General features: G+C 52.4%; 20 protein-coding genes and 2 pseudogenes. 5 read left to right on the forward strand and 17 right to left on the reverse strand.

Annotated elements, in window-relative coordinates; translation table 11 throughout:
- Nucleotides 1-120 precede the first annotated feature (120 nt).
- Nucleotides 121-1,404, forward strand: coding sequence for an MDR family MFS transporter (locus tag LOK74_RS18495; protein ID WP_230043471.1), 1,284 nt, complete (start codon nt 121-123; stop codon nt 1,402-1,404).
- An 81-nt stretch (nt 1,405-1,485) separates the two neighbouring features.
- Here LOK74_RS18495 and LOK74_RS18500 read toward each other — a convergent pair whose 3' ends face one another.
- On the reverse strand, nt 1,486-3,309 hold the full coding sequence (locus LOK74_RS18500) for a DUF4901 domain-containing protein (RefSeq protein WP_230043472.1): 1,824 nt from the start codon (nt 3,307-3,309) through the stop codon (nt 1,486-1,488).
- Between the two features lie 560 nt (nt 3,310-3,869).
- Between LOK74_RS18500 and LOK74_RS24415 the strand changes: the two are divergent.
- Nucleotides 3,870-3,983: pseudogene (locus LOK74_RS24415) on the forward strand (IS1595 family transposase); the annotation flags it as partial.
- Nucleotides 3,984-4,044: 61 nt separating this feature from the next.
- A pseudogene (locus LOK74_RS18505) lies at nt 4,045-4,400 on the forward strand (MmcQ/YjbR family DNA-binding protein).
- Between the two features lie 222 nt (nt 4,401-4,622).
- Here LOK74_RS18505 and LOK74_RS18510 read toward each other — a convergent pair.
- Nucleotides 4,623-5,780, reverse strand: a complete 1,158-nt coding sequence (locus LOK74_RS18510) for an iron-containing alcohol dehydrogenase (RefSeq protein ID WP_230043473.1) — start codon at nt 5,778-5,780, stop codon at nt 4,623-4,625.
- Between the two features lie 244 nt (nt 5,781-6,024).
- Here LOK74_RS18510 and LOK74_RS18515 point away from each other — a divergent pair, with 244 nt between their 5' ends.
- On the forward strand, nt 6,025-6,372 hold the full coding sequence (locus LOK74_RS18515; RefSeq protein WP_230047056.1) for a short-chain dehydrogenase: 348 nt from the start codon (nt 6,025-6,027) through the stop codon (nt 6,370-6,372).
- A gap of 147 nt (nt 6,373-6,519) precedes the next feature.
- On the opposite strand, the gene argH is transcribed toward LOK74_RS18515, so the two are convergent.
- The 15 genes from argH to LOK74_RS18590 form a co-directional block, all read right to left on the reverse strand.
- Nucleotides 6,520-7,965, reverse strand: a complete 1,446-nt coding sequence (gene argH / locus LOK74_RS18520) for an argininosuccinate lyase (RefSeq protein WP_230043474.1) — start codon at nt 7,963-7,965, stop codon at nt 6,520-6,522.
- Complete coding sequence (locus LOK74_RS18525) at nt 7,962-9,221, reverse strand: argininosuccinate synthase (RefSeq protein ID WP_230043475.1); 1,260 nt, start codon at nt 9,219-9,221, stop codon at nt 7,962-7,964. The genes argH and LOK74_RS18525 overlap by 4 nt, the downstream gene beginning before the upstream one ends.
- Before the next feature lie 120 nt (nt 9,222-9,341).
- Entirely contained in the window at nt 9,342-10,172 is an 831-nt protein-coding gene (locus LOK74_RS18530) for an HD-GYP domain-containing protein (RefSeq protein ID WP_230043476.1), read from the reverse strand.
- Between the two features lie 487 nt (nt 10,173-10,659).
- A complete protein-coding gene (locus LOK74_RS18535; protein WP_230043477.1) occupies nt 10,660-11,211 on the reverse strand; it encodes a DUF5317 domain-containing protein in 552 nt (183 codons plus the stop codon).
- Between the two features lie 400 nt (nt 11,212-11,611).
- A complete protein-coding gene (gene argF / locus LOK74_RS18540; RefSeq protein ID WP_230043478.1) occupies nt 11,612-12,583 on the reverse strand; it encodes an ornithine carbamoyltransferase in 972 nt (323 codons plus the stop codon).
- Nucleotides 12,528-15,764 (reverse strand): carbamoyl-phosphate synthase (glutamine-hydrolyzing) large subunit, encoded by a 3,237-nt coding sequence (carB, locus tag LOK74_RS18545; protein ID WP_230043479.1) that lies wholly within the window; start codon nt 15,762-15,764, stop codon nt 12,528-12,530. The genes argF and carB overlap by 56 nt, the downstream gene beginning before the upstream one ends.
- Complete coding sequence (locus LOK74_RS18550; protein ID WP_230043480.1) at nt 15,757-16,863, reverse strand: carbamoyl phosphate synthase small subunit; 1,107 nt, start codon at nt 16,861-16,863, stop codon at nt 15,757-15,759. Before LOK74_RS18550 ends, carB begins: the two co-directional genes overlap by 8 nt.
- 151 nt (nt 16,864-17,014) lie before the next feature.
- Nucleotides 17,015-18,196 (reverse strand): acetylornithine transaminase, encoded by a 1,182-nt coding sequence (locus LOK74_RS18555; protein ID WP_277613395.1) that lies wholly within the window; start codon nt 18,194-18,196, stop codon nt 17,015-17,017.
- Nucleotides 18,193-18,975, reverse strand: a complete 783-nt coding sequence (gene argB / locus LOK74_RS18560) for an acetylglutamate kinase (protein ID WP_230047058.1) — start codon at nt 18,973-18,975, stop codon at nt 18,193-18,195. The genes LOK74_RS18555 and argB overlap by 4 nt, the downstream gene beginning before the upstream one ends.
- 47 nt (nt 18,976-19,022) lie before the next feature.
- A complete protein-coding gene (gene argC, locus LOK74_RS18565) occupies nt 19,023-20,063 on the reverse strand; it encodes an N-acetyl-gamma-glutamyl-phosphate reductase (RefSeq protein WP_230043481.1) in 1,041 nt (346 codons plus the stop codon).
- Nucleotides 20,064-20,192: 129 nt separating this feature from the next.
- Nucleotides 20,193-20,597 carry a c-type cytochrome gene (locus LOK74_RS18570; protein WP_230043482.1) on the reverse strand — a complete coding sequence of 135 codons (405 nt, stop codon included), beginning with the start codon at nt 20,595-20,597 and terminating at the stop codon, nt 20,193-20,195.
- Between the two features lie 62 nt (nt 20,598-20,659).
- Complete coding sequence (locus LOK74_RS18575; RefSeq protein ID WP_230043483.1) at nt 20,660-20,929, reverse strand: YciI family protein; 270 nt, start codon at nt 20,927-20,929, stop codon at nt 20,660-20,662.
- A gap of 127 nt (nt 20,930-21,056) precedes the next feature.
- Nucleotides 21,057-22,313, reverse strand: a complete 1,257-nt coding sequence (locus tag LOK74_RS18580) for a (Fe-S)-binding protein (RefSeq protein WP_230047059.1) — start codon at nt 22,311-22,313, stop codon at nt 21,057-21,059.
- A 64-nt stretch (nt 22,314-22,377) separates the two neighbouring features.
- On the reverse strand, nt 22,378-23,829 hold the full coding sequence (locus LOK74_RS18585; RefSeq protein ID WP_230043484.1) for an FAD-binding oxidoreductase: 1,452 nt from the start codon (nt 23,827-23,829) through the stop codon (nt 22,378-22,380).
- Nucleotides 23,830-23,976: 147 nt separating this feature from the next.
- Complete coding sequence (locus tag LOK74_RS18590) at nt 23,977-24,678, reverse strand: FadR/GntR family transcriptional regulator (RefSeq protein WP_230043485.1); 702 nt, start codon at nt 24,676-24,678, stop codon at nt 23,977-23,979.
- 197 nt (nt 24,679-24,875) lie between these two features.
- On the opposite strand from LOK74_RS18590, the gene LOK74_RS18595 reads away from it, so the two are divergent.
- A complete protein-coding gene (locus LOK74_RS18595) occupies nt 24,876-25,496 on the forward strand; it encodes an NUDIX hydrolase (protein WP_230043486.1) in 621 nt (206 codons plus the stop codon).
- Nucleotides 25,497-25,510: the final 14 nt, after the last annotated feature.

Here is a 25,510-nt window from a genome sequence, read left to right on the forward strand (position 1 = left end):
AACGGAAAAGAAAATGCGATAGCAATTGACCGCCCCCTCCCTTATCCTCCCGATAAAAACATATACCATATTTGACATATTTAGGTGTATAATCACGATGTAGAGGAGGGGAGGAAAGAGATGAGATTCCGCGACCTTCATCCAAATATCAAAATCCGTATCATCACGAGATTTTTAAGCGTAATCGTCGGCACGACCATCTTCCCGTTCATGTCGATTTACTTTACCGAAAAACTTGGGCAGGCCACAGCCGGGGTAATCATGCTGTCAACGGTGACGACTACCGTGCTGATCAGCTTTTACGGCGGATTCCTCGTCGATCGGATCGGACGTAGGAAGGTGATCGTCTCTTCGCAGACAGTTCTGGTTCTGGCCTATGCGATGATGACAGTAGCCAACTCCGATTGGCTTGATTCAGCCTGGCTCACGTTTGCCATGCTGTTGGTGCAAAGCATCGGAACCGGATTGTTGTTCCCCGCCATCGATGCCATGTTCATCGATGTGACCAATCAGGAGAACCGTAGATTTGTATACAGCCTCAATTACTGGTCGCTCAACCTGGCGATGTCGATCGGCGCATTGGCCGGCGGCTTTCTGTTTCAAACCCACCGCTTTGAACTTCTCCTTACCTTGACGGGTGTCCATATCTTCACATTACTCGTATTTATCCTGTTTATCAGCGAATCTGGTCAGATGAAAAAGCCTGCCCAGGATACAAAAAGGGCAGGCTGGAAAGAGCTGCTGCATCATTATCAGCTTGTGGCCCGAGATCGGATATTTCTCTGCTTTTGTCTGGCCGCCCTGTTGGGCAGTGCGCTGCTCAATCAGAAACTGTATTACATTGCCGTCCGTGTACAACAAGAGTTCGGCAGCCAGTATCTCTCAGTAGCTGATCTGTTTTCAATAGAGATCAACGGAATCAAGCTAGTGGGCATCATGCAGATGGAAAATACCTTGCTGGTAGCCATCGGGATGCTCTGGGTTACCAAGTGGACCAAACGGTTTTCAGACAGCCTCATGCTGCGCACAGGTACGATCCTGTACATGGTTGGGTTTGCGATCATGGGAAGCAACAATATGTTCTGGATTCTGCTGTTGGCCGTGTTGATTGTCACGCTGGGGGAACTGATCTTGACGCCGGTTAACCAGGCCGTGATGGCTGATCTGGTAGATGAGCAATCCAGAGGCTCTTATATGGCGGTCTACGGCTTGGTCGCTCACGGCGGAAGGCTTTTCGGCGCTTCCGGCATCCTGCTTGGCGTACTGCTGCCGTCCTGGATGATGAGTGTTCTCTATGTACTGGTAGGGTGTATCATGCTGTACCTCTTTCACTACGTGCTGAAGGAGCGCCAAAAAAAGAAAACAGCCAACGTGCTTCAAAACGAATCACCCGTGTCGGTTTAAGACTTGATCCAAGTCAGAAGGCACGGGATGGATTCCCGTGCCTCTCTGTTCTCGCTATGATTCAACCAGCGTTCACGTTCCTTATTCCTTATCCGAGCTGGCTTTCACCCATTTACCGGTGATCGCGTCCAGATAGCCGCCGCCAGCCGTATAGTCACTGATGTAGAGCAGCCAAGGCTGTGGTGCGCGCTGACCTGCGAATTCTGGCCACACATAGACCATGCGGGGCGGATTTGCATCAAACAGGGCCTCTGCTGCTGCTTCCGGCGTGACAACCTGGCTGCTGTCCGGCAGTTGAAGGTCCTGCTCCCGCTGACTGGGGAGATAGAAGCGACTCACTTCACCTGTTACCGCGTCAATCGTCACTTGGTAGGAGCGATCGATAATCGGTATTCCCTGATAGCTCTCGTTCAAGAAAAACGTGAATTCCGGCGCTGACTCTGCCATTCGCTCCTCTACTTTGCTTTCGTCCACCCAGTCAGGGTATAGCGGTTTCTCCACAGAAGAGTACATGCTCCGCAGCATCAACTCCTCTATATCGGAATCCGTGTATGTTTCCAGGAATTGAATGGCTGCCTTCTCAGCTTGATCCTCGCTGATGCTCGGCTTGGCTCCCTGTTTGGACTCATCCTGCACGGAGACGTTGAGTACCTGACCCGTTTCTGCATCTATTCCCACATGCACGTACTTCATGTCAGCGTACCTGTCCGGGCCTTCTACATCTTCTTTTGGCTCACTATGCCAGGAGTAGTGGAGAAATTTCTTTTGCGTTGGCCAGTCCATCTCCTCACGCTCATCGAAGCGCATACCTGTCATGTCAATGCCGAATTCGTCAGAGAGAAGCGCTGCGGCGTCTTCCGGTGTTTCGGCCACCAGCTCTTTCCCCTGCGGTTCCAGCTTGATGCTTTTCGATAGTTCCTCGCGGTTTGCCAGTCGCATTCCCATATCTGCTTCTTTTCCTGTGCGTGCGTCCAACACTTTTGTAAAATTCGGTCTGTACTGGAGACTCGGTTTTGCGGCTGATTCTTCCGCATCATCATTCGTTCCGATCAGGATACGCTGGCCTGGACCGTATGCGGAATAAACCAATTCCATCTCGATCAGGTCCTGATACGCTTTCTTTGCTTCCTCTACCGTCAATGCTTCTGACGGGTCGGGAAATGCCTCGAGATCAATCGGGGCCACTCCGCTGTCTTCATCCGTTTGATAGATGCTGGTCACGTGACCAAACGAGTCTACCTCCACTTGGTAGCCGGAATTGATCAGGGGAACGCCATGAATCAGCCGTTCAAACTGCACACTGGCGCTGGTCCAGACTGTTTCGTTGCCATTGCTGTCACGGGAAGCACTGCGACCGTAACCGACGCTATCGCTTAGTCGATAATCGTCTGCCTGATCCCCTAGCAGTTGTTTCATAAAGGCTGTCGCCTTCTCCTTTGTCAGCTGCGCTGTTGGCATTTCTTCGGACGACCACTGCGGATGCTGGATGTTGAAAGTGAGCAGTTCTCCAGTCTCCGCTTTCAGCGACAGGTAGGCATGTGCTGTATCCTGCAAATCTTCTGCTTCCTGCGGTTGTTCTGGAGCATTAGAAAAATGCAAGTACCAGGCGGCAGAGCGACCATTCTCAGCAGGCCGAAGGTGTTGATCTGTCAGCTTCATCTCCTGTAGCTCTGGTACGAGTTGATACAGGCGGTCAAGTGACTGTTCCACCGCTTGACTCATCGCCTGCTGTTCAACGTTCCCTTCTTCCCCTTTCTTTTCTGCCACTTTCACTTCCACTGCTTTCGCTTTCTCCACTGCCTCCTGGTTCGTGATGACCGCCTCTTGGGCACTGGCCCAGACCGGAGTGCTGGACAGCAGACTAGCCGCGATCACCGTCATCACGGATTTATGTAACAGCTTCATCGTTTCTCCTCCATTTCCATTCTTTGTCCTTGCTTGAGCTCTCATCCCATATGACGTCTCAAGGTGTAAGAAAGTAACAGCAAATCGAAAAATGGGGGCTTCCCGCCCTTTTTTTGTGACAAAACCGGAGCTAAACTAAGGAAATAGAACGGAATCTTGTCCAAAAGAAAGGGACAGGATGATTGGCCCATTTACATTGAATCGGTAGATGCGGCTATTTCTGCTGGCGCATTCGGCTTAAACAAACAGGTTTGGTACGATACTCCCCAAGAGCTACTCTTCCCCGCGCCGCCCCTTTGTCTACAGGCTGAAACCCGGAACAACGTCCGGGTTGCAGATTGCAGCATCTTGGTATTGGCAAGAGAGTGTGAGCGACTTTCACCAGCCAGACTTAGCGGAGCAAGTGCGGAAGCGGGGGCTTGGGGGCACCCGAGATACTTACACGGCATTGCCACTTTCTCCGATTTTACTTAAAGGTTACGTATCTCTCCCATACTTATTTCTTCTTTTGCGAGACCTGATAAAGTTCATAGACAACCCCGATATACAAAGGTATCCACACTGGATCAAGCACAAAACAGCATATAAAAGAATTTCTATTAACTTCATTTGTATTTGAAATGATAGAGACTTATGACAGTTTGCGACTGACAAGAATTGATGTAAATTATTAAAATTATGTTCGAAAAAAATTTGTATAACAGAAAGATAACAGCTATTTCAGGAGGTACCTTTATGATAAATAGAGAAGAAATTTTTACTTATGTAAAGGAAAAATTTGATACAGAGCCAGACTACCCTTGGTTCAAGCATCCAGATTATGCGTAATAAGAAATAATAGGAATGGCAAGTGGTATGGAGTGATTATGAATGTACCGAGAGTCAAATTAGGTTTATCTGGGGAAGGAAAAGTTGATATAATTAACTTGAAGGGCGACCCAGAATTTAATAGCTTATTAAGGAGACAACAAGGAATTTTGCCCGCATATCATATGAATAAGGAACATTGGACTACAATTGTATTGGATAGTTCTTTTCCTAAAGGTGAAATCTACGATTTGATAAATTGGAGTTATAATTTAACAAAGTAAAATATATTTAATATATTCAAATATATAGGCAGTAGGCATAATCCCTATTTGTAGTTAAAAGGCAATATGTGTTAGAGGTGCATCGTTTAGTTGCACCTCTAATTTTGATAAAATATCAATATTCAATATTAACAGAGCCTTATCTAAAAAAAACACCCTGTTCCCATCAGGAACAAGAGTGCATTAGAACTGAGACAACATTGTTCCCCTCTTCCAAGGGGCTTACAAACTCTGTATTAAAATCTCACGCACATCATCTACCTTAAGCTGTTTAAACCGACCAATCGGCCCGTATGGAACCGCTTTGTCAGCCATCAGATCCAGCTGTTCATCACCGATCTCATACTCCTGCAGTCGACTCGGCGCGCCGATCCGATCAAAAAAGGCCCGCGTCCTGGCAATCCCCTCCAAGGCCACTTCCTCATCCGACTTTCCGGCAGGATCAACCTGCCAGACGCGCTCTGCAAACTGCTTGAACCGTGACACGTTTTCCCTGTAGACATACTTCATCCAGTTAGGGAAGATGATTGACAGGCCGCCGCCATGCGGGATGTCGTAAACCGCACTAACCGCATGTTCAATGGAATGGGTGGCCCAGTCCGTCTCCACACCCATCGCCAAGGTGCCATTTAAAGCCATCGTGCCGCAGTACATGAGGTTGGCCCGTGCGTCGTAGTCCTCGGGATCGGCCAGCACCCGCTCTGCATTCTCGATCACAGTCAGCATGATCCCTTCGGCAATCCGTGTTTGCAGCGGGATCTCTGGCGTGTGAGAGAAGTACTGCTCAAACACGTGTGACAGCATGTCGCAAATCCCGTATACGGTCTGGTCGCGTGGCACCGAATAGGTGTGTTCCGGATCCAGGATGGAGAAAGCCGGAAAGGTGGTGCCCGCTCCGTACTTTTCCTTGGTCTCCCAGTTGGTGATGACGCTGCCCCTGTTCATCTCCGATCCGGTCGCGGCCAATGTGAGGATCGTGCCCAGCGGCAGTGCATCCCGGGCAGCCGCTTTGCGAGTGTAAAAATCCCACACGTCCCCGTCGTACGGCACGCCAACCGCCACCGCTTTGGCTGCATCAATGACGCTGCCCCCGCCTACAGCCAAGATCCAGTCGATCTGCTGCTGACGACAGAGCTCGATCCCCTTCTGAACAGTTGACAGGCGCGGGTTCGGCTCTACTCCAGCCAATTCCGCTACCTGACATCCATGCTCCCCTAAGATGGACATCACCTTGTCATATAAGCCAAATCTTTTGATGCTGCCGCCACCGTACACCAGTAAGATCTTCCGGCCGTATGCCTCCACTTTTTCCGCCAGCTTGGACAGTTGCCCTTTACCAAAAATCAACTCGGTCGGATTGCGATAGATGAAGTTGTTCATGTAAACCGCTCTCCTTTCTTTTGGAAAACTACACCTCCCTTATTATACATAAATTGCCGGAAAACTAGGCATACCCTAAGCGCTGCCAATGTGCTCAAGCACATCAAACAAAAATCGATAAAGAACGAACGGAGCAGTATAGTTGTACATGAGGACTTTTTATTGGAATAGCCTATCGGATTACAATATTGGATTATAATGAATATAAGTTTAGTTGCTTCTTCTAGTGGAGAGGATGATGACCATGCCTTGTGTACACGAGTTTGGGATACTTGATGATATTGATAGTCAGAAAGATTACAATGATTACAACCCGCAGAAATACAACTGTATTTCTGTGGATGATGATATGATCAATGGCTTAATGGAACATTTATCTACCATGAAAACCTACTTTCATTCATGCAATCGCCCAGAACGTGGTTTAGCCCATTGGGGAATCACGATTATTCCACCTGAATCATTATCGTTATTTTATGATGTCGTCACATCTTCGAGGTACTATAATCAATCTGTTGAACTTCATGAACTGGCTTCAAAAATTATACAGGCGATAGATGAAAAGAAATACATGATACATTACGGGATTTGAAGCTAATGACAAGTTCCTTTCTTCTGATCAGACTGATGTTGTACAGCCCAAACGTTTACAGAGCCTGTCAGTAAATAGGAAAAACGCTCCCCTGTATCCGGAACCTCCGGAGCAGGGGAGCGCTTGTTCATGCAACGAGAATCATCTTTACACCGGCGAGCCGACGTCGACCAGTGATTCGATGGAGACTTTTTGGCTGGTCTGATTGATCCAAGACTTGGTCTGTTCCAAAAATCCACGATAAGCAGTGATCTGCTTCTCTACCTGTTCGCGCGCCGTACCGCCCATCGCTTTACGCGCGTTTACCACCGTGTCTGCATCAAGCGCTTGATAGACATCAGCGTCAATCAGCGGCGAGAACCGCTGAAACTCCTCCAGGGAGAGATCGAGCAGATATTTCTTCTGCTCGATGCAGTAGAGCACCGCCCGTCCTACTACTTCATGCGCCTGACGGAACGGCAGATTTTTGGTGACCAGATAGTCCGCCAGATCGGTTGCGTTGGAGAAATCCTCGGCTACCGCCTGCCGCATGCGTTGTTTGTTTACCTGCATCGTCTCGATCATCGGGGTGAGCAGCGCCAGTGCGCCGTGCAGGGTGGCGACCGTGTCGAACATTCCCTCTTTATCTTCCTGCATGTCTTTATTATAGGCCAGCGGCAGTCCTTTCAGCACAGTCAGGATGCCGATCAGATTGCCGTAGACGCGTCCGGTCTTGCCTCTGACCAGTTCTGCCACGTCAGGGTTTTTCTTCTGCGGCATGATGCTGGAGCCGGTGCAGAAGGCATCGTCCAGCTCGATGAACGAGAATTCCTGACTGCTCCACATCACCAGTTCTTCACAGAGACGGGAGAGGTGGGCCATCAACAGCGAGGCGGCAGAGAGAAACTCGACGATGAAGTCGCGGTCGCTCACCGCATCCATGCTGTTCAGGTAGACACCGTCAAACTGCAGCAGTTCGGCGACAAACTCACGGTCGATCGGAAAGGTCGTTCCGGCGAGCGCTCCGGCTCCGAGCGGCAGAACGTTGACCCGCTTCCAGGCATCCTGCAGCCGTTCCATATCCCGCTGCAGCATGGAGACATACGCCATCAGATGATAGCCGAACAGCACCGGCTGCGCACGCTGCAGATGCGTATAGCCAGGCATGACCGTATCCAGGTTGTTGGCTGCCTGATCCAACAAGGCGTTTTGCAGATAAGCGGCCAGTTGGATCAGCTCCAGCATTTTTTCCCGCAGGTACAAGTGCATATCGAGGGCCACCTGATCGTTGCGGCTCCGTCCCGTATGCAGCTTGCCGCCGATCGGGCCAATCTCTTCAATCAGCAGCTTCTCAATGTTCATGTGCACATCTTCGTGTGCTACTTGAAACGTTACCTGGCCGCGCTCAATCTTCTCTTTTACTTTTTTCAGCCCGGCGATAATCTGTTTCACTTCGTCCATCGGAAGGATGCCGCACTTGCCCAGCATGGCGACGTGGGCCAGGCTGCCGACAATATCCTGCCGCCACATCTGCTGATCAAACGAGATCGAGGCTGTATATTCTTCCACTAGTTGGTTGGTCGGCTTGGTGAAGCGCCCTCCCCACAGTTTCATTGCGTAACCGCATCCTTTTCATCGACGATTGTAATAGGAGTCGTATACCCCTGTCCGAGTGCCGCTTCATTTACCTGAGCGTGCACTTTGGTCGGCAGGCCCCACAGTTTGATGAAGCCGAGTGCCGCCTTATGGTCAAACTGGTCACCCTCCGCATACGTAGCCAGCTCATGGCTGTACAGGGAAGAAGCAGACTTGCGGCCTACCACGATGGCGTGACCTTTGTGCAGTTTGACCCGCACGACCCCGCTGACATATTGTTGGGTCTCCTGGACAAAAGCTTTCAAGGCATTCATCAGTGGCGAATACCAGAGACCTTCGTAAATCACCTGGGTGATCTTCTGTTCGATAATCGGCTTAAACTGAGCCACTTCACGCGGCTGAGTCAGGAACTCCAGCTCGCGGTGAGCCAGGATCAGCGTGGTAGCTGCCGGGGTTTCGTACACTTCCCGCGACTTGATCCCGACGAGACGGTTTTCCACATGGTCGATACGGCCGACGCCATGTTTCCCTGCAATCTTGTTCAGCTTGAGGATCAGCTGGGCAACGGACAGTTTTTCTCCGTTGAGGGCTGTCGGTACCCCTTTCTCAAACGTGATCTCGATTTCCTCCGGTTGATCGGGGGCATCGTCGATCGAATTGGTCATGTCATAAGCGCCCTCCGGAGGAGCTGCCCACGGATCTTCCAGAACACCGCACTCACAGCTTCTGCCCCACAGGTTCTGGTCGATGCTGTACGGGTTGTCGAGGTTGATCGGAATCGGGATGTTGTGTTGCTTGGCGTATTCAATCTCTTCGTCACGGGTCCAGCCCCACTCACGGACGGGAGCGACGATCTTCAGGTCTGGGTTGAGCGCCGTAAAGGAGACGTCAAAGCGTACCTGATCATTCCCTTTACCTGTGCAGCCGTGAGCCACAGCGACTGCTCCTTCTTTCTCTGCAATCTCCACCAGTACGCGGGAGATCAGGTAGCGGGACAGCGCAGAGACGAGCGGATATTTCCCCTCGTACATCGCGTTGGCCTGCAGGGCAGGCAGCACGAAATCATTGGCAAACGTCTCTTTGGCATCGACGACAATCGACTTGATCGCGCCAACCTGCAACGCTTTTTTCTGTACGAAGTCGAGATCCTTGCCTTCTCCTACGTCGAGAGCGACGGCAATCACATCAAAGTTGTAAGTCTCCTGCAGCCATTTAATCGCAACGGATGTATCCAAACCACCCGAATAAGCCAGTACAATTTTTTCTTTTGCCATGAATCCTCTCTCCAATCGTTCCTGTATTCTATTGTGTAATTATACATACTGACTAATAAAAATACAACAAGTTTTCGCATCTGTCATTTTTCGTTAACAAGCCGAGGGGGCTTCCCCCTGTCAAGAAGCCCCCTCGGTTAACCTGATATTGATTTGTCCACTTTGTCGAAACACTTCTTCCAACTGCTCTTTGGAGTAACGTCGGACCAGCCTGACAAACGTCTCGGCCAAGACTGCATCGAACTGTGTCCCGGCGTTTTCCTTGATGATCTGCAGAGCCTGGTCCACCGGTACCCCTTTGCGGTAGGGTCTGTCTGACACCATCGCGTCAAAAGCGTCTGAGATCGCAAGAATCCTGGCGATCAGCGGAATCTCTGTACCGCCTAGCCCGTCTGGGTACCCTTTCCCATCAACCCGTTCGTGGTGATTACGTATAGCCGGCAGCAGTTCGGGAAAGACGCCTGCTTGTTTCACTATATGGTAACCAATGACCGGATGCTGTTGAATCTTGTGATATTCTTCCTTGGATAATTTTCCTTCTTTATTTAAAATATCGTCCTCAATCCCGATCTTGCCGATATCGTGCAGAATCCCTCCGTAGTACACTTCATCGGCTTCCTTTTTGGAGAGGCCGATTGCCGTGGCCAGTTCACGGCCCCAGTAGGCGACACGATACGAGTGACCATGCGTATACGGGTCGCGGGCGTCAATCGAAGCCGCCATTGCCGTGAGGATTGAGTCGTTCAGATGTTTTACCTCGTCCATCTTTTGCTGGAGGCTGTTGAGGTTGTTGAAGTATTGGTGGAAAACAATGCTTATAATCACAAAAGTGACGAGGATCGGTAACAGGGAAGGGGCGCCGTAATATTCGATGAGCCTTGCCCCAATCCCTCCGTGAACCATCACGAGAACATAAGTGAGCGTTCCGTCCTTGATTAGACTTTTTGCCACTACATATGTATGCACTTTCGAAAACTGAGAAATGGCCACTGAACATAATACTGTGTTCGCTGCAAAGTACAACAAAACCAAAAAAACGTCAGAGAACACTGGAGGAAGCGTTGTTGAATTGATCCACTCATGCGCGTAACCCACAATCCACACGGTTGACAGCATCTGTCCTGCATTTGCTAAAAATCTTGGGATGGCGGACCGAAACAAAAACGCAATGATTAGGATCTCAACAGCCGCACACCAAACTCCTACCCATGTTCCGTACAACAGAATCGCCGAAAACGTTACGGCGTTGTTCAAGGTGATGACAAAATTGGCCGTTTTCATAGCGGTAAACGAGACAATAATTGATAAAATCGTGTATATTACCAAAATATCCCAATAGGTACGAGATTCCCATGTTGGAACAGCTGATACCACGATTACTATAGCCAGGATTGGATAGCAAAATCGAACTAGAAAGCCTTTCATCTGTTGAAGAATCTCAGTTCTTGGCTGCATAGCTACTACCTTCTCGCAGTCTGATTAATGAAATCGGCTTGTTCATGATGCGCTGGACAAGCAGAAAGGCACCCAGCATGATGAACATATCCCCGATACTGATCACTCGTTCAATCGGGAACGGCATGTACACGATATCCGCCAAAAAAGGAAGATTGGAAGCTTCCGTCAAAACACTGTGTTTAAAGTCTGTACCGTTGATAATCGGCTCAAGTGAGTACGGCAATTTTTTGGCTTGTTCCAGATCTATCGGCATCTTTCCGTAGTTGGACCAGATCGTGATGGCATTTAGAAACCAGCCGATCATAAAGACACGGATGTCTTCATGTTCCCGGTTACTAAAAAAAAATAACAACGTGAAGATATAGGCTATCGAGACAAAAATGCCCCCGATGGTTGGCATGAAAGCTGAACACACTTGCAAAAGAATGCTAACAACCAGGAAGTAAAGCTTGTGGAACTTGGGCAACTCTCGCAACCTGCCACCACGTAGAAATGCAATCACAAAGGATAGTAATATGATATCGATGGACATCTGCGTTCCTCCTTATCTAGTGGAAAAACACCACTTATAGCGGTGTTTCCCCATAGACATGCTGGTCCGTTTTAGGTTACATTGAAGTGTGCAGAAGTAGCAGCTACAATACCTACGACCAAAAGAACAGCGAAGAAGAGCTTTTTCATCTCTATCCCTCCTTTCCGCTTTATGGAAGGTGGGTTCGCTACACGCTCCATATAGACCAAGCATCCAACATACAGTCTATATTTCATCACACCTTCTCTACAAGTATAGTACATGTTTTTGACATTTTTCGGCAACACTAGATTTGTGAATATTAGATAGATTCCCACTAAATGTGACTTTCCGCTCATAGATTTCATCATGTTCCATGCAAAAAGCCCCTTGCAAGAGCGCAAGAGGCCTAGTACTGGAGTTACAGGACCGCGGCCAAAATCGCTTTTTGCGCATGCAGACGGTTTTCTGCCTGATCAAAAATGACAGAATTCGGGCCGTCAATCACCCCCGCCGACACTTCTTCCCCGCGGTGGGCGGGCAGGCAGTGCATGAAAAGATACGAGGGATCAGCCAGACTTACCAGTCGTTCGTTCACCTGATAGTCGGCAAAATCTCGCAGACGCTGTTCATTTTCTGCTTCAAAGCCCATACTGGTCCAGACGTCGGTATAGACCGCGTGGGCGCCTTTTACCGCCTGTTCAGGATCGTTGGTAAATAGCAGACGTGCTCCACTGGCTGCAGCGTACATCTCTGCTTGCTTGATGATCTGGTCGTCCATTTCATAACCGGTCGGAGCAGCTACGCTCACATCTACACCAAGCAGTGCAGCGGCCAATACAAGGGAATTGGCGACGTTGTTTCCGTCCCCTACGTAGGCCAGCTTGATGCCCTTGAGTGTTCCTTTATGCTCCAGGATGGTCAGCATGTCGGCCAGCGCCTGGCAGGGGTGGAACAGATCGGTCAGTCCGTTGATGATCGGAATCTCGGCGTATCGGGCCAACGTCTCTACAGCCTCATGAGAGAACGTGCGGATCATGATCCCATCGACATAGCGTGACATCACCTGCGCTGTATCGCTAATTGGCTCGCCTCGCCCCAACTGCAGCTCTTTGCCGCTCAGGAACATTCCCATCCCGCCCAGTTGGTAAATCCCTACCTCAAACGAGACACGCGTACGGGTGGATGCCTTGTCAAAGATCATGCCGAGCGTTTTTCCCTTTAGCGGTTGATAAACCTTGCCGCTCTTCTGCCATTGTTTCAACTGCTGCGCGGATCGCAGCAATCCTTCCAGTTCAGCAGGGCTGAACTCGTCAATTCTCAACACATCTCTGCCTTTACATGCGGACAGCTGCACATCCTGATAAGCTTCCAATGTCTTCGCAGGTTCCATCCTCCGTACTCCCCCTTTTCATCCAAGCCTCTTGATACAAGCCAAACGTTTCCATCGCGGTAAACAATGGGACCCCTTTTTGAATGGCCAGGCTGCGCAGAGCAAATCCCAGACGGTCTTGGCGGTTTCCCTTCGTTGCCGTGATGAGTGCCAACGCCACTTTGTCTGTTTGGATCAACTGCTGCCATTCTGCGGTATCTCTGATCACAATCGCATCAACATCGTGCCTCTTCAACGCTTCTGCCGTACCAGCCGTAGCGGCAAACCGCACTCCCTTCCCGCACAAGCCGTCCAATTGGACCAGGAAAGCAGGCTTGTCGGCGTCACTAAGCGATACAAAGACGAGATCGTCGGATTGCAGCGCCAAATGTAGTCCGTCCTTGTATTCAAACGCCTTGGCCGCTGCTTCCTCTACCGTGCGACCAATTCCGAGAATCTCTCCGGTCGATTTCATCTCCGGTCCCAAAACCGGATCAACACCTAACAGCTTGATCGTCGAAAAAACAGGCGCTTTTACTACAGCAAAAGGAATGTCCGGCAGCAGCCCGCTGCCAAATCCCATCTGCTCCAGCTTTTCCCCCAACTGTGCCCGTACGGCCAGTTCCACCATCGGTACGCGCGTCACTTTGCTCACGATCGGTACGGTCCGCGAAGCACGGGGATTTACCTCCAGGACGTAGATCACGTCATGGTGGACGACGAACTGAATGTTGATCAGTCCGACTGCTTTCATCTCTACGGCGATTCGTTTGCTGTAGCTAACCAATGTCTCTTTCTGCTCGCTGGTGAGGCCTTGTGCCGGAAAGAGGGCCATACTATCGCCGGAATGAACCCCCGCTTTTTCCACATGTTCGAAAATACCGGGAATCAAGACCGTTTCTCCGTCGCAGACAGCATCGATCTCTACTTCCATCCCCAGGATATATTTGTCTACCAACAGCGGGAAAAAGCTGCGGTCTTCCTTGTCAGCGAGCCAATTCTCTACTGCCGTCTGCAATTCTGCCGGGTCGTGCACCAGCGTCATCCCCTGACCGCCGATGACGTAAGAGGGACGGAGCAGCACAGGGTAGCCGATCGATTCAGCCACCTGCAGCGCTTCAGCCAATGAATCTACTCCCTGGCCGGGTATGTGCGGGATCTGCAGCTTTCGCAGCAGCTGATAAAAAAGTTCACGGTCTTCTACACGGTCTACGGAATCAAGCGAAGTACCCAATACGGGCAGTCCGGCTTCAGCCAGCGGTGCAGCCAGATTGATCGCGGTCTGACCGCCAAACTGCACCATAACCCCTTCTATCCCTTCACGCTCGGCAACATGCAGGACGTCTTCCACCGTCAGCGGCTCAAAGTAGAGGTGGTCGGCTGTCTCATAGTCGGTGCTGACCGTCTCCGGGTTGTTGTTGACGACAACCGCCGCGATGCCTTTGGCCTGCAGCGCTTTTGCCGCATGAACCGAACAGTAGTCAAACTCGATTCCCTGACCGATGCGGATCGGTCCCGAACCAAGAACCATCACTTTTCGTCCGGTTAACTCCGCCACTTCATCGGTTCCCTGCCAGGTGGAATAGTAGTAGGGTGTAATCGCGTCAAACTCAGCGGCACAGGTGTCGACGATCTTATAAGCGGGTGTGATGCCCCATTCTTTGCGCAGTTGACGAATCTTCTCTGGTGTGGAGGCGAGCAAGGATGCGATTTTTTTGTCTGTAAAACCGCGGTGCTTTGCCTCCTGCAGCAGTTCTTTAGTCAATCCGTCGGCCCCTGCGTCGGCCAGCACGTTCTCCAGCTGCACAATCCGTCTGACACTGCGCAGGAAAAACGGATCGATCCCGGTCAAGGCATGCAGCTCTTCTTCGGAAAAGCCGCGACGCACTGCTTCTGCCAGAGCAAACAGGCGGAGATCGGTGGCATGTGCCAACGCCGTCTCCAGTTCCTCTCGTGTGAAGGCGGCCACTTCCGGCCGCTCCAGATGAATGCAGCCAATCTCCAACGAGCGCACTGCTTTGAGCAGACCCGCTTCCAGGTTGCGGGCGATCGACATCACTTCACCGGTCGCCTTCATCTGGGTCCCCAACGAACGGTCGGCTTGTGGAAACTTGTCAAATGGCCAGCGTGGAATCTTAACCACCACGTAGTCCAGGGTTGGCTCAAAGCTGGCGTAGGTATAGCCGGTGATCGGGTTGAGCACTTCATCCAAACGGTAGCCAAGTGCCAGTTTTGCCGCAATTCGGGCAATCGGATAGCCGGTCGCCTTGGAAGCAAGCGCACTGGAACGGCTTACCCGTGGATTTACTTCGATCAAGTAATAGCTGTCAGAATGAGGGTCAAGCGCAAACTGGATGTTGCATCCGCCGACAACGCCCAGCGCCCGAATCACTTTTGTCGATACGCTGCGCAGCATCTGATACTGCTGGTCGGTCAACGTCTGTGACGGAGCGACGACGATGCTGTCCCCTGTATGAACGCCGACCGGATCGAGGTTCTCCATATTGCAGACGATGATGCAGGTATCGCTGCTGTCCCGCATCACTTCGTATTCAATCTCTTTCCAGCCTTTCACACTCCGTTCGATCAGCACCTGACCGATCGGGCTGGCGGCGATGCCGCGTGCTGCTACGTCCTTCAGCGCCGCTTCATTCTCCGCGATGCCGCCCCCGGCTCCTCCCAGGGTATACGCCGGACGGACGATGACCGGATAGCCGATCCGCGCAGCAAACGCCATCGCTGCTTCGACCGACTCCACCGTTGCACTCTCGGGAATGGGCTCGCCGATTTTCTCCATCATCTGTTTGAACAGCTCACGGTCTTCCCCGTTTTGAATCGCCTCAAGCGGGGTTCCCAACAGTTTTACCTGGTACTTGGCAAGTACACCCGCTTCGGACAAGGCAACTGCCAGATTGAGACCGGTCTGTCCGCCCAGTGTCGGCAAAAGGCCATCAGGCCGTTCTTTTTCGATAATCTTGGCTACCGCATCTACGGTCAGCGGCTCCAGGTACACTTTGTCTGCCATCTGTTCGTCGGTCATGATCGTCGCCGGGTTGTTGTTGACGAGGACTACTTCGACGCCTTCTTCCTTTAAAGACAAGCAGGCCTGGGCGCCGGCATAATCGAATTCCGCTGCCTGCCCGATCACAATCGGACCGGAACCGATTACCAGCACTTTCTTGATGTCAGGCAGTTTAGGCATAATGCTTCGCTCCTATCGTGCGCAGTGACTGGATAAACTGTTGAAAAATATGGGACGTATCGTCAGGTCCCGGGTGGGCCTCCGGATGGAACTGGACACTGCTGATCGGCAGATAGAGATGTCGCAGCCCCTCTACGGAAGCATCGTTTACATTGCGATAAGTAACCGCCAATTGGCGTTTGTCCAGCGTCTCTTCCAGGACAACGTACCCGTGGTTTTGCGAGGTCAGGTATACGTTTCCGGTCAGCAGTTCTTTTACCGGATGGTTGCTCCCGCGGTGACCATAAGGAAGTCGGCCCGTCTTGGCTCCGAACATCAAAGCGATCACCTGATGGCCGAGGCAGATGCCGAGCGTCGGATACCGCTCTACAGCCTTCAGCCACTCACTGCAGTAGGGCAGCAAATCCTGGGGATCGCCAGGACCGTTGGAGAAAACCAGACCGTCTGGCTCCAAAGACTTGATCTGTTCATAGCTGGTGTTAAAAGGAACGACCGTCACTCGGCAGCCCATAGCGAGCAGCGAATCGAGAATCGACCGTTTCATCCCCAGATCGACGAGCACGACATGTTCTCCTGTGCCTGGATAGCTCTCCGATTGGCGACAAGATACGTCGGCGACAAGCGATGACCAGTCTCGCTTGGTGCAGAGACGCACTACTTCTTCTCCCGTCAGCGGCTGATCAGCAATGACACCGTAGAGATGACCTCTCGCCCGAACCAGCTTGGTAATCGCTCGTGTATCAATGCCAGACAAAATCGGAAAGCCAAAACGCTCCGCCGTCTCAGCAAGCGTTGCCTGACTGCGGTAATGACTGGGCTGATCGCACAACTCGCTGACGATCATCCCGGCAAGAGCTGGCTGCAGTGCCTCGTGATCGTGTTCATTAATCCCGTAATTGCCAATCAACGGATACGTAAACGTGACGATCTGACCCGCAAATGAGAGATCGGTCATCACTTCCTGGTATCCGGTCATGCCTGTATGAAAAACCACTTCCCCAGGGGCAGTCAGCGGTGCGCCGTGCAGCTGTCCGACAAATACCTCACCACTCGCCAGCGTCAAGTAACCGGGGCCATGGGCGGTTGTATGCTGATTCATATACAGCCATCTCCTCTCCATGAAAATCACAGGTTTTCTCTGTTTTCTGCCGTATACATATGCGCAACTGTGAATTATTATACGTTTCCATTAATAAAAATGCAACGGGTTTTTCGCGGGCCTTCGCCTACATCAACCCGTTGCCTGGGATTTACAGAGCAGCTATCGCTTCATCAAGGGCGTCTGTCAGTCGATCCAATTCCGCCTCTGTCGTGACAAACGATGGCAGCAGGCGTACGACCTGCGGTCCCGCCTGCAGGATCAGCACCCCTTTTTCTCTCACGTGAGAGACAACATCAGCGGCTGACTGGGAGAGTTCGATACCTACCAGCAAGCCCATGCCGCGAACGGCGGTCACTTTTCCTGGGTGGGACTCCTTGATCTGCTCCAAGCGGGAGATCAGATAACGATTTAGCTCACCGACCCGCTGCAGCAGCTGCTCCTGTTCGATTACTTGCAGCGTCGCCAAGCCTGCCGCCATCGCCAATGGATTGCCGCCAAAGGTGGAGCCGTGAGTGCCTGGCGAAAACGCTTCGCCCACTTCCTCCCCAGCCAGGATCGCCCCTACCGGGAATCCGCTGCCCAAGCCTTTGGCGAGTGACACGATATCCGGTTTGATCCCGTACTGCTGATAGGCGAACCAACTGCCGGTGCGGCCAACTCCAGTCTGGATCTCGTCAATGATCAACAGCACCCCTGTCTTGGCACACAGCTGCGCCACTGCACTTACCCATTGTGGATCGGCCGGGAGTACTCCTCCTTCGCCCTGCACCAACTCAAGCATAACCGCGCAGGTATGAGGGCTGATCGCCGCAGACAGAGCGGGCAAATCATTGTAAGGTACCGTCGCAAACCCCTCCGGCAGCGGCAGAAAACCATCCTTGACCTTATCCTGCCCCGTCGCCGTCAGGGTAGCGAGCGTACGTCCGTGGAACGACTGGCGGAACGTGATGATTTCGTACCGCTGCTCTCCTTTCACCTTTTGCTGATAGCGGCGGGCCAGTTTGATAGCCGCTTCGTTGGCTTCCGCGCCACTGTTGCAAAAAAACACGCGATCCAGTCCGGAGAGCTGGGCCAGCTTGGCCGCCAGCTGCTCTTGCAAAGGATGTTCGAACAGATTGGATGTATGCCACAGTTGATCGAGCTGCTGATGAAGCCGCTCTGTCACCTGTGGTGGCACGTGTCCCAACGAGGTCACGGCGATCCCGGACGTACAGTCAAGGTATTCCTTGCCTTGATCGTCCCAGACTGTGTTTCCTTTCCCCTTCACCAGACGAATCGGCCATCTCGTATAGTTGTTCATCAAGTTGCATGCATCGGTGACCGCACTCATACGCTCACTCCTTTCATCGTGGCGGAACGCTCGTCACGGCTCTTGCGCAACGATGTCCCCACCGGCTTGCCGGCAAATATTCCATGCAGGTCTTCAGGCGTGCCCCTGCAGATCACGACTTCCTCTACCCCCTGTTCCAGTGCAGCGAGCGCGGAACGTACCTTTGGGATCATCCCGCCGGTAATCACTTGCTTTTCGATCAGCTCCGCGATTTCATGCGGATCAACCGTCTGCTTGCAGACCAATGAATCGCCATCAGGGATGAGAATGCCCGGTACATCGGTAACCATCAGGAGTTTGTTTGCGCCAAGAGCAGCGGCGACAGCTCCTGCGGCAACATCGGCATTGATGTTGTAGACTTGTCTCCCATCCTGCTCCACGCCCAGCGGTGCTACCACTGGCAGATATCCCTGATCCAACAGGCTGACCAGCAGTGAGGTCTCGACGCTGACGATCTCTCCGACCAATCCCAACGGTTGATCTGTCTGTCTGGCCGAAATCATTCCGCCATCGATCCCACTTAGCCCCCAGGCGCGACACCCCGCTTGCAGCAGCCGGCGTACCAAACGCTTGTTGATCGAGCCGCCAAGCACCATCTCCACGACGTCCATCGTCGCTTCACAGGTATAGCGCAGTCCTTCGATAAAACGGGGCGGAATCTCCATCTTGCTCAGCATCTCCGTAATCATCGGTCCGCCTCCGTGCACCAGCACAAGCTGCTCACCAGATCGCTGCAGCTCAGCGATGGCTTGGTAGAACGCAGCGGGCAGCTGTTCCATGGTACTGCCGCCGCACTTGATCACAACCGGCACGTCTCTCCCCCCTTTTACGGAAACACCGGCGTCAGCGCGAGCCCTTCCGTCTCCGGCAATCCGAACATCGTATTCATGTTTTGTACAGCCTGACCTGCCGCTCCTTTGACCACATTGTCGATGACCGACAGGATGATCACACGCCCTGTCCGCTGGTCGAGGTGAAGGGCAATATCGCAGTAGTTGGAGCCGTATACTTCTTTGGTCCTGGGATGGGTGCCGGGCTGGCGAACACGCACAAACGGCTTGTCGGAATAGGCCGATTCGTACAAATCTTGCAGCGCTTCGATCCCGACCGAGGCTGTTAATTGGGCATAAGCGGTAACCAGAATGCCCCGCGTCATCGGAATCAGATGAGGCGTGAACTGAATGATCGTCTCCACACCCGATTGTCGGGTCAGTTCCTGCTCGATCTCTGGTGTATGCTGATGCTGACCCACCTTATACGCAGAAACACTTTCGTTCACTTCACTGTAGTGGACACCCAGAGAGACGCCGCGGCCCGCTCCGGATACACCTGACTTGGCATCAATAATCCAACTGTGCGGATCTGCCCAACCGCTTTTGGCCAGCGGCAGAAGTCCAAGCAGTGCTGCCGTCGGATAGCATCCAGGATTGGCGATCAGCTTCGCCTCGCTTACCTGTTCCCGATTCCATTCATGCAGTCCATACACAGCAAGCGCCAGCTGGTCCTGCGATGCGGGCTCTTTTTTGTACCAGGTTCGGTACAATTCACTGGACGAAAGACGAAAGTCTCCTGACAAATCGATCACCTTGACCCCTGCTGCAAGCAGTTGAGGAGACAACTCCCGACTGACGCCTGCGGGTGTAGCGAGAAAGACGACATCATTCTCTGCCGCCATCGCTGTCGGGTCAATCGCTTGCAGCGTCGGCAGAGTGATTTGCTGCAGGTGCGGGAATACCGATGCGAGTGACGTTCCTTCAGCCGAACTGGAATAAAGCCGTTCCATATGCGCATGCGGGTGAAGGGATAACAGACGAATCAGTTCGACACCGCTGTATCCGGTAGCACCCACAATTCCAACACGAATCATGCCTCTCTCCTCTTTCTGTATTTTTATACATGAATAATAATAAAAATTCAACAAAAAAACAACCACCTTCCTTCCGTGAAGATGGTTGTTACTGATCAATATCTATTTCTATTTTCTGTTTCGTTTTGTTTACTTCTTGGATGCGAGCCACGCTGCCAGGTTGTCGGCATCCTCACCGGTTACCAGATTCCCCGGCATCGCTCCGCCTTTGCCGTTTTTTATAATCTCCAAAATTTCTTCCTGGGAATAGGTGGCGCCGACGTTGGTTAATGCCGGACCGTTTAATCCTTCCAGCTCTTGTCCGTGACAGCCTGCGCATCTCTGCTTGAACAGCGCGGATGCGGTTTCCGCGTCAAACTCTCCGGCCTCACCGGAAGGAGCGGTTTCCGCTGGTTCCTCTGCTGGTGGTTGGTCGGCAGGCGGCTGCTCTGCAGGTGCTTGTTCGGCTGGTGGTTCTGCTTGCTCGCCACCGCCACAGGCGCTTACTGCCAAAGCGATGACCGCTGACAGCAATGTGAGGGTAATACGTTTCATTCAGATTCCTCCTTGCGAATTGTATAAGGATAGTCTGCCACAAAGGGGCTCAGCTCAACCGATCAACCGAGAGGAAAGGAAAGCGGGTTCCACTCTCGCAGCTCCAGTGTCCTCGCTCCTTTCAAGACGACCGGGTCAGCCTCTGCCAACTCTCTAGCTTCTTCCAGGCTGTCTGCCCGGTAAATGACCATCCCGCCGCGCTGATCGGTAAACGGACCTGCCATGACCACTTTGTTCTGGAGGAAAAGTTGGTTGATATACTCCAAATGTGCCGGTCGAACCTGGGCATTTACCTCATGATCGACAATCGTTAACATCGCTACATACAACATAGTCTTTCCCTCCATCTGTAACCTTATTGACTATCTAGATTATAACATCCTTCACGGAGGATCTGACACCAACGAAATGGTGAACATTGCCTAACAGCCCTAACGGCCTGCCAGCGCCAATGCCTAATTACAAGGCTCGGTCCAGCAGTTCCATGATATGAAGTGCTTCCATCCGTCCTGCCAGCCCTGCACGATTGACACCATGCTTCATTTGCAACAAACAGCCGGGATTGGACGTGACGACTACATCGGCTTTGGTCTCCTGTACGTCGTCCATTTTTTCATCCAGGATCTGCATTGACATCTCATAGTTGGTGATATTGTAGATCCCGGCGGAGCCGCAGCAGCTATCCGCCCGGTTCAGTTCGAGGTATTCCACGCCAGGGATGCTGCGCAGCAACTGCCGCGGCTGATTGCGCACCCCTTGACCGTGGGCCAGGTGACACGAATCTTGGTACGTGACCCGCATGGCAAGCGACTTGGTAAAGGTGATTTCCGGCAGTTCGGCAAGCAATTCGTTGGCGTCTCGTACCTTGGCTACAAAGTTGAGCGCCCGCTGCTTCCACTCGGGGTCATCGTGAAACCAGTGATGGTATTCTTTGAGGGCAGCCCCGCATCCCCCAGCATTGTTCACAACATAATCAACGCCAGACTGCTCGAACGCTTCGATGTTCCGTTTGGCCAGCTCCACCGCTCCGTCCTTTTCTCCGGCATGTGCATGCAGCGCACCGCAGCACACCTGATTGTCGACGAACATGACTTCACACCCTGCTTTCACCAGCACACGGGCCGTGGCCTGATTGATCTCGTAAAACATCACGTCCATAATGCAGCCGGTAAACAGGCCGATTCTCAAGGCTGGCGGGGAAGTTTCCGGCTTCATCACGGGCTCTCGCTTCCGCCGCTCCATTGGAGATGCAACCCGATCGACCGCCTGCTGCATCTCAGCCATCGGTCGGGGCAGCAGCTTCATCAATCCGGTCTTCTGGGCCAGCGACTGCAATCCCGCTGCCTGTGCCCCCCACAGGAGGGTGCCCAGTGTCTGCAATCGCTCCGGATAGGGGAATACCTTCTCAAAAATCAACTTGCGGACGAATGAAGGGGATTCACTTTGCTTTTTGGTCGACTCTACCACTTCACGAGCTGTTTCTACCAAACTACCGTATGGCACGCCAGCAGGACAGGCCGTTTCACAGGCACGGCAGCCGAGGCAGAGGTACATGTTCTGCTCAAATTCATCATCCGCCGGGAGCTTCTGTTCCGCCACTCCTTTCATCAGTGCGATTCGCCCACGAGGGCTGGCTGACTCTTTCCCCGTCTCCCGATAGGTGGGACAGGCGGGCAAACAGAAGCCGCACTGCATACAGTTCATGATTTCGTCCATATTAAACTTGCCGAGCAAGCTAATCGTCTCACAGCCGGGCTGCGATGCTTTTTTCTGCTGTTCCTCAAGCTTCGTGTTCTGTTGCGTGTTCATGTCCACACTCACAACTTTTCACCACCACTCGCCGCCGTGTATCTTTGGCAAACATTTTCCCGGGATTCATGATGCCGTTGGGATCAAAGGCTTGTTTAATCCGCTTCATCAACTCAACACCGGCAGAACCTACTCTCAGGTCAAGGTATTTGGCCTTGGCTACTCCAACACCATGCTCACCGGTAATCGTGCCGCCCAGCTTCATCGCGGCCAGGAAGATTTCTTCAAACGCTTGTTCAACGCGGTGAATCTCCTCTTTGTCCCGTTCATCCGTCATGCAGGTGGGGTGCAGGTTGCCGTCACCCGCATGACCAAACGTGCAGATCTGCACATCGTACTTTTTGGCAATCCGGTTCACCTGCTCCACCATCTCTGCCAGTCGGGAGCGGGGAACTGTGGCATCTTCCAGGATCGTTGTCGGTCTCATTCTAGCCAGCGCCGACAGTGCGGCACGCCGGGCTGCCATCAAACCAGCGGCCTCATCGGCCGTCTGGGCCAACCGCACTTCCGCCGCTCCTTCCTGACGGCAAATCTCGGCGATTCGCTCCATATCTCGCTCCACCTGCGATTGAGAGCCATCCTGCTCAATCAAGAGCATCGCTTCCATATCCAGCGGCAGCCCGATTCGGGCAAAGTCTTCTACCACTTGCATCGTAGCATTGTCGAGAAACTCCATCGTCGCCGGGATGATCCTGTTGGCAATCACCCGCTGTACTGTGCGGGCAGCATCAGTCAAGCTGCGGTAATAGGCGACCATCGTCTGCTTGGCATCCGGCAGCGGCAGCAGTTTGGCCGTAATCTCTGTGACCACGGCCAATGTACCTTCTGAACCGACCAACAATTTTGTCAAATCATAGCCGGCCACATCCTTGGCGTTTTTTCCGCCAACCTGCAAAATTTCGCCTGTCGGCAGCACCATTTCCAGACCCATGATGTAGTCCTTGGTCACGCCGTACTTGAGTCCGCGCATCCCACCGGCGCACTCGGCCACATTGCCGCCCATCGTCGAGATCCGCATGCTGCCCGGGTCTGGCGGATAAAACAAGCCAACCGCTTCCACCGCTTTATGCAGATCCGCCGTGATCACTCCCGGTCCAAACGTCGCGGTTAGGTTGTCCTGATCGATTTCTTTGATTTTGTTGAGACGGTTGATGTTCAGTACAATGCCGCCTTCCAGCGGCACCGTCCCGCCGCACAGGTTGGTTCCGGACCCGCGGGGTACAATATTGATGCCGCGCTGGTTGGCGATCCGCAGCACAGCCGACAGTTCTTCCACACTGCCGGGAATCACCACTGCATCGGGCATAGCCTGATAGAGCGGCGTGGCATCGTACGAATAGACGTACAATTCGTTCGGCGAATCGAGAAACCACTTCTCGCCGACGACACTGATCAGTTCACTTCGTGCTTCCTTGCTTACCATGGCAAGCCTCCTTGGAAATCGTACATTCTACCGCGATTTGTCTTGCTGGCTGGGTACGTCCCCCTATCGGTGACCTACCCCAGTCGTAATGACAAATCGCCCCTATCTAGCATCAGGTCATCAGATGACTTCTGCTGAAAGGGCCATTCAGGACATCATCTCTTGTTCCACTCCCTGCAGATGGGCCAGCATCGCCGCTTCCGCCTGCTCGGGAAGCTGGTTGGCAATTGCTTCGAAGATTCGGCGGTGTTCTTCCAGCAGGCGTTCCGGATTCCCCGGGGTGCGGAATAACCGCAGCCTGTTTTCTTTCACGTGCTTCTCCATCGTCTCTCCGATGGACTGCACGACGGAGACGAGAATCGGGTTGTGCGATGCGAGGGCTATCGAGTAGTGAAAATGCCAATCCGCCTTTTCGCCAAGCACCCCTGTTACCAGTGCTGCCCTCATCTGCTCCAGCGCCTTTTCCAACGGTTTCAGGTCATCCTCGGTACGCCGTTCAGCGGCGAGGCGGGCTGTACCCGACTCAATGATTTTGCGCACTTCCAGCAGGGCGATGATATCCTGTTCGGTCATCGGCCGCACTGGTTCAAAAGCTGATAAGACCTCTTCCGGATGAAAGGGCGTGACAAATGTTCCCTCCCCCTGTCTGATGCTGACAAGTCCCATCGTTTTCAGCGCACTGACCGCTTCACGTACCGTCGACTGACCTACCCCCAACAGTTCCCCTAGTTCACGCAGCGAAGGAAGTCGGTCTCCCGGCTGATATGCACCCGACAAGATTTGCTGTTTGATGTAATCAGCCACTTCCTCGTACGTCTTGCGGATTTTAAAATGAGAATTCGGTTTCATATTGCCCCTCACGAGTTCATAAGTCTTGCGGTGATCTGATGACCTCATCAATATGTGTATTGTAAGCGATTGCTCGAATAGCCGTCAATCCATCATGCCCGGATCGTCTCGCCAGAAGTTGGGTGTTCCTCGGCTGGAGAATACTGGACGGGTACGGTAGAATGGAACCAGCAAGACGAGAATCAGGAGATGAGGATATGTCGTACAAGTGGTTAGAATGGAGCACTCGTCTGCAAGCCATCGCCCAGGCAGGCTTGACCTTTTCCAAAGATGCCTTTGATCGTGAACGTTTTGAGGAGTTGCGCAGGATCAGTGTACAGATCATGGCGGAGTACTCCCAAACAGAGATGTGCCGGGTGAGCCAACTGTTTGCCAATGAGAAAGGCTATCCAACCCCCAAGGTGGACGTCCGCGGTGTCGTTTTCCAAGACGACAAAATCTTGATGGTGAAAGAAATGTCGGATGGAGCCTGGGCATTACCGGGCGGTTATGCCGATATCGGTTATACGCCGGGCGAAATCGCCGTCAAAGAAGTAAAAGAGGAAACGGGTTACGAAGTAGTACCTGTCAAACTGCTGGCAGTGTTGGACATGAGACGTCATTCCCAACTGCCGCAGCCCTACCATTTTTACAAGATCTTTATTCAATGCCGGATCACGGGCGGCAGTGCGGTTTCTGACGATATCGAGACGAGTGATGTCGGGTTTTTCCCAGAACAGGAACTGCCCATCCTGTCAGAGAGGCGCAATACCAAAGCCCAAATCCATCTGCTGTTCGAGTACCTGCGTGATCCTGACAAAGTCTGTGTGTTCGATTAACAGGAAAAAGAAGA

The organism is Brevibacillus humidisoli (genome assembly GCF_020923435.1).
Classification (GTDB): Bacteria; Bacillota; Bacilli; order Brevibacillales; family Brevibacillaceae; genus Brevibacillus_E; species Brevibacillus_E humidisoli.

Coding starts and splice junctions, on each gene's coding strand:
- LOK74_RS18535 (WP_230043477.1), bottom strand. CDS start 11,211: ATGTCCATCGATATCATATTACTATCCTTTGTGATTGCATTTCTACGT.
- argC (WP_230043481.1), bottom strand. CDS start 20,063: ATGATTCGTGTTGGAATTGTGGGTGCTACCGGATACAGCGGTGTCGAA.
- carB (WP_230043479.1), bottom strand. CDS start 15,764: ATGCCTAAACTGCCTGACATCAAGAAAGTGCTGGTAATCGGTTCCGGT.
- argB (WP_230047058.1), bottom strand. CDS start 18,975: ATGGAACAGCTGCCCGCTGCGTTCTACCAAGCCATCGCTGAGCTGCAG.
- LOK74_RS18515 (WP_230047056.1), top strand. CDS start 6,025: ATGCCTTGTGTACACGAGTTTGGGATACTTGATGATATTGATAGTCAG.
- LOK74_RS18510 (WP_230043473.1), bottom strand. CDS start 5,780: ATGAACAACTTCATCTATCGCAATCCGACCGAGTTGATTTTTGGTAAA.
- argF (WP_230043478.1), bottom strand. CDS start 12,583: ATGGAACCTGCGAAGACATTGGAAGCTTATCAGGATGTGCAGCTGTCC.
- LOK74_RS18570 (WP_230043482.1), bottom strand. CDS start 20,597: ATGAAACGTATTACCCTCACATTGCTGTCAGCGGTCATCGCTTTGGCA.
- LOK74_RS18595 (WP_230043486.1), top strand. CDS start 24,876: ATGTCGTACAAGTGGTTAGAATGGAGCACTCGTCTGCAAGCCATCGCC.
- LOK74_RS18580 (WP_230047059.1), bottom strand. CDS start 22,313: ATGGACGAAATCATGAACTGTATGCAGTGCGGCTTCTGTTTGCCCGCC.
- LOK74_RS18495 (WP_230043471.1), top strand. CDS start 121: ATGAGATTCCGCGACCTTCATCCAAATATCAAAATCCGTATCATCACG.
- LOK74_RS18550 (WP_230043480.1), bottom strand. CDS start 16,863: ATGAATCAGCATACAACCGCCCATGGCCCCGGTTACTTGACGCTGGCG.
- LOK74_RS18590 (WP_230043485.1), bottom strand. CDS start 24,678: ATGAAACCGAATTCTCATTTTAAAATCCGCAAGACGTACGAGGAAGTG.
- LOK74_RS18575 (WP_230043483.1), bottom strand. CDS start 20,929: ATGTTGTATGTAGCGATGTTAACGATTGTCGATCATGAGGTAAATGCC.
- LOK74_RS18585 (WP_230043484.1), bottom strand. CDS start 23,829: ATGGTAAGCAAGGAAGCACGAAGTGAACTGATCAGTGTCGTCGGCGAG.
- LOK74_RS18500 (WP_230043472.1), bottom strand. CDS start 3,309: ATGAAGCTGTTACATAAATCCGTGATGACGGTGATCGCGGCTAGTCTG.
- LOK74_RS18525 (WP_230043475.1), bottom strand. CDS start 9,221: ATGGCAAAAGAAAAAATTGTACTGGCTTATTCGGGTGGTTTGGATACA.
- LOK74_RS18555 (WP_277613395.1), bottom strand. CDS start 18,196: ATGAGTGCGGTCACCGATGCATGCAACTTGATGAACAACTATACGAGA.
- argH (WP_230043474.1), bottom strand. CDS start 7,965: ATGAAACTGTGGGGAGGGCGCTTCACCAAGCCGACCAACCAACTAGTG.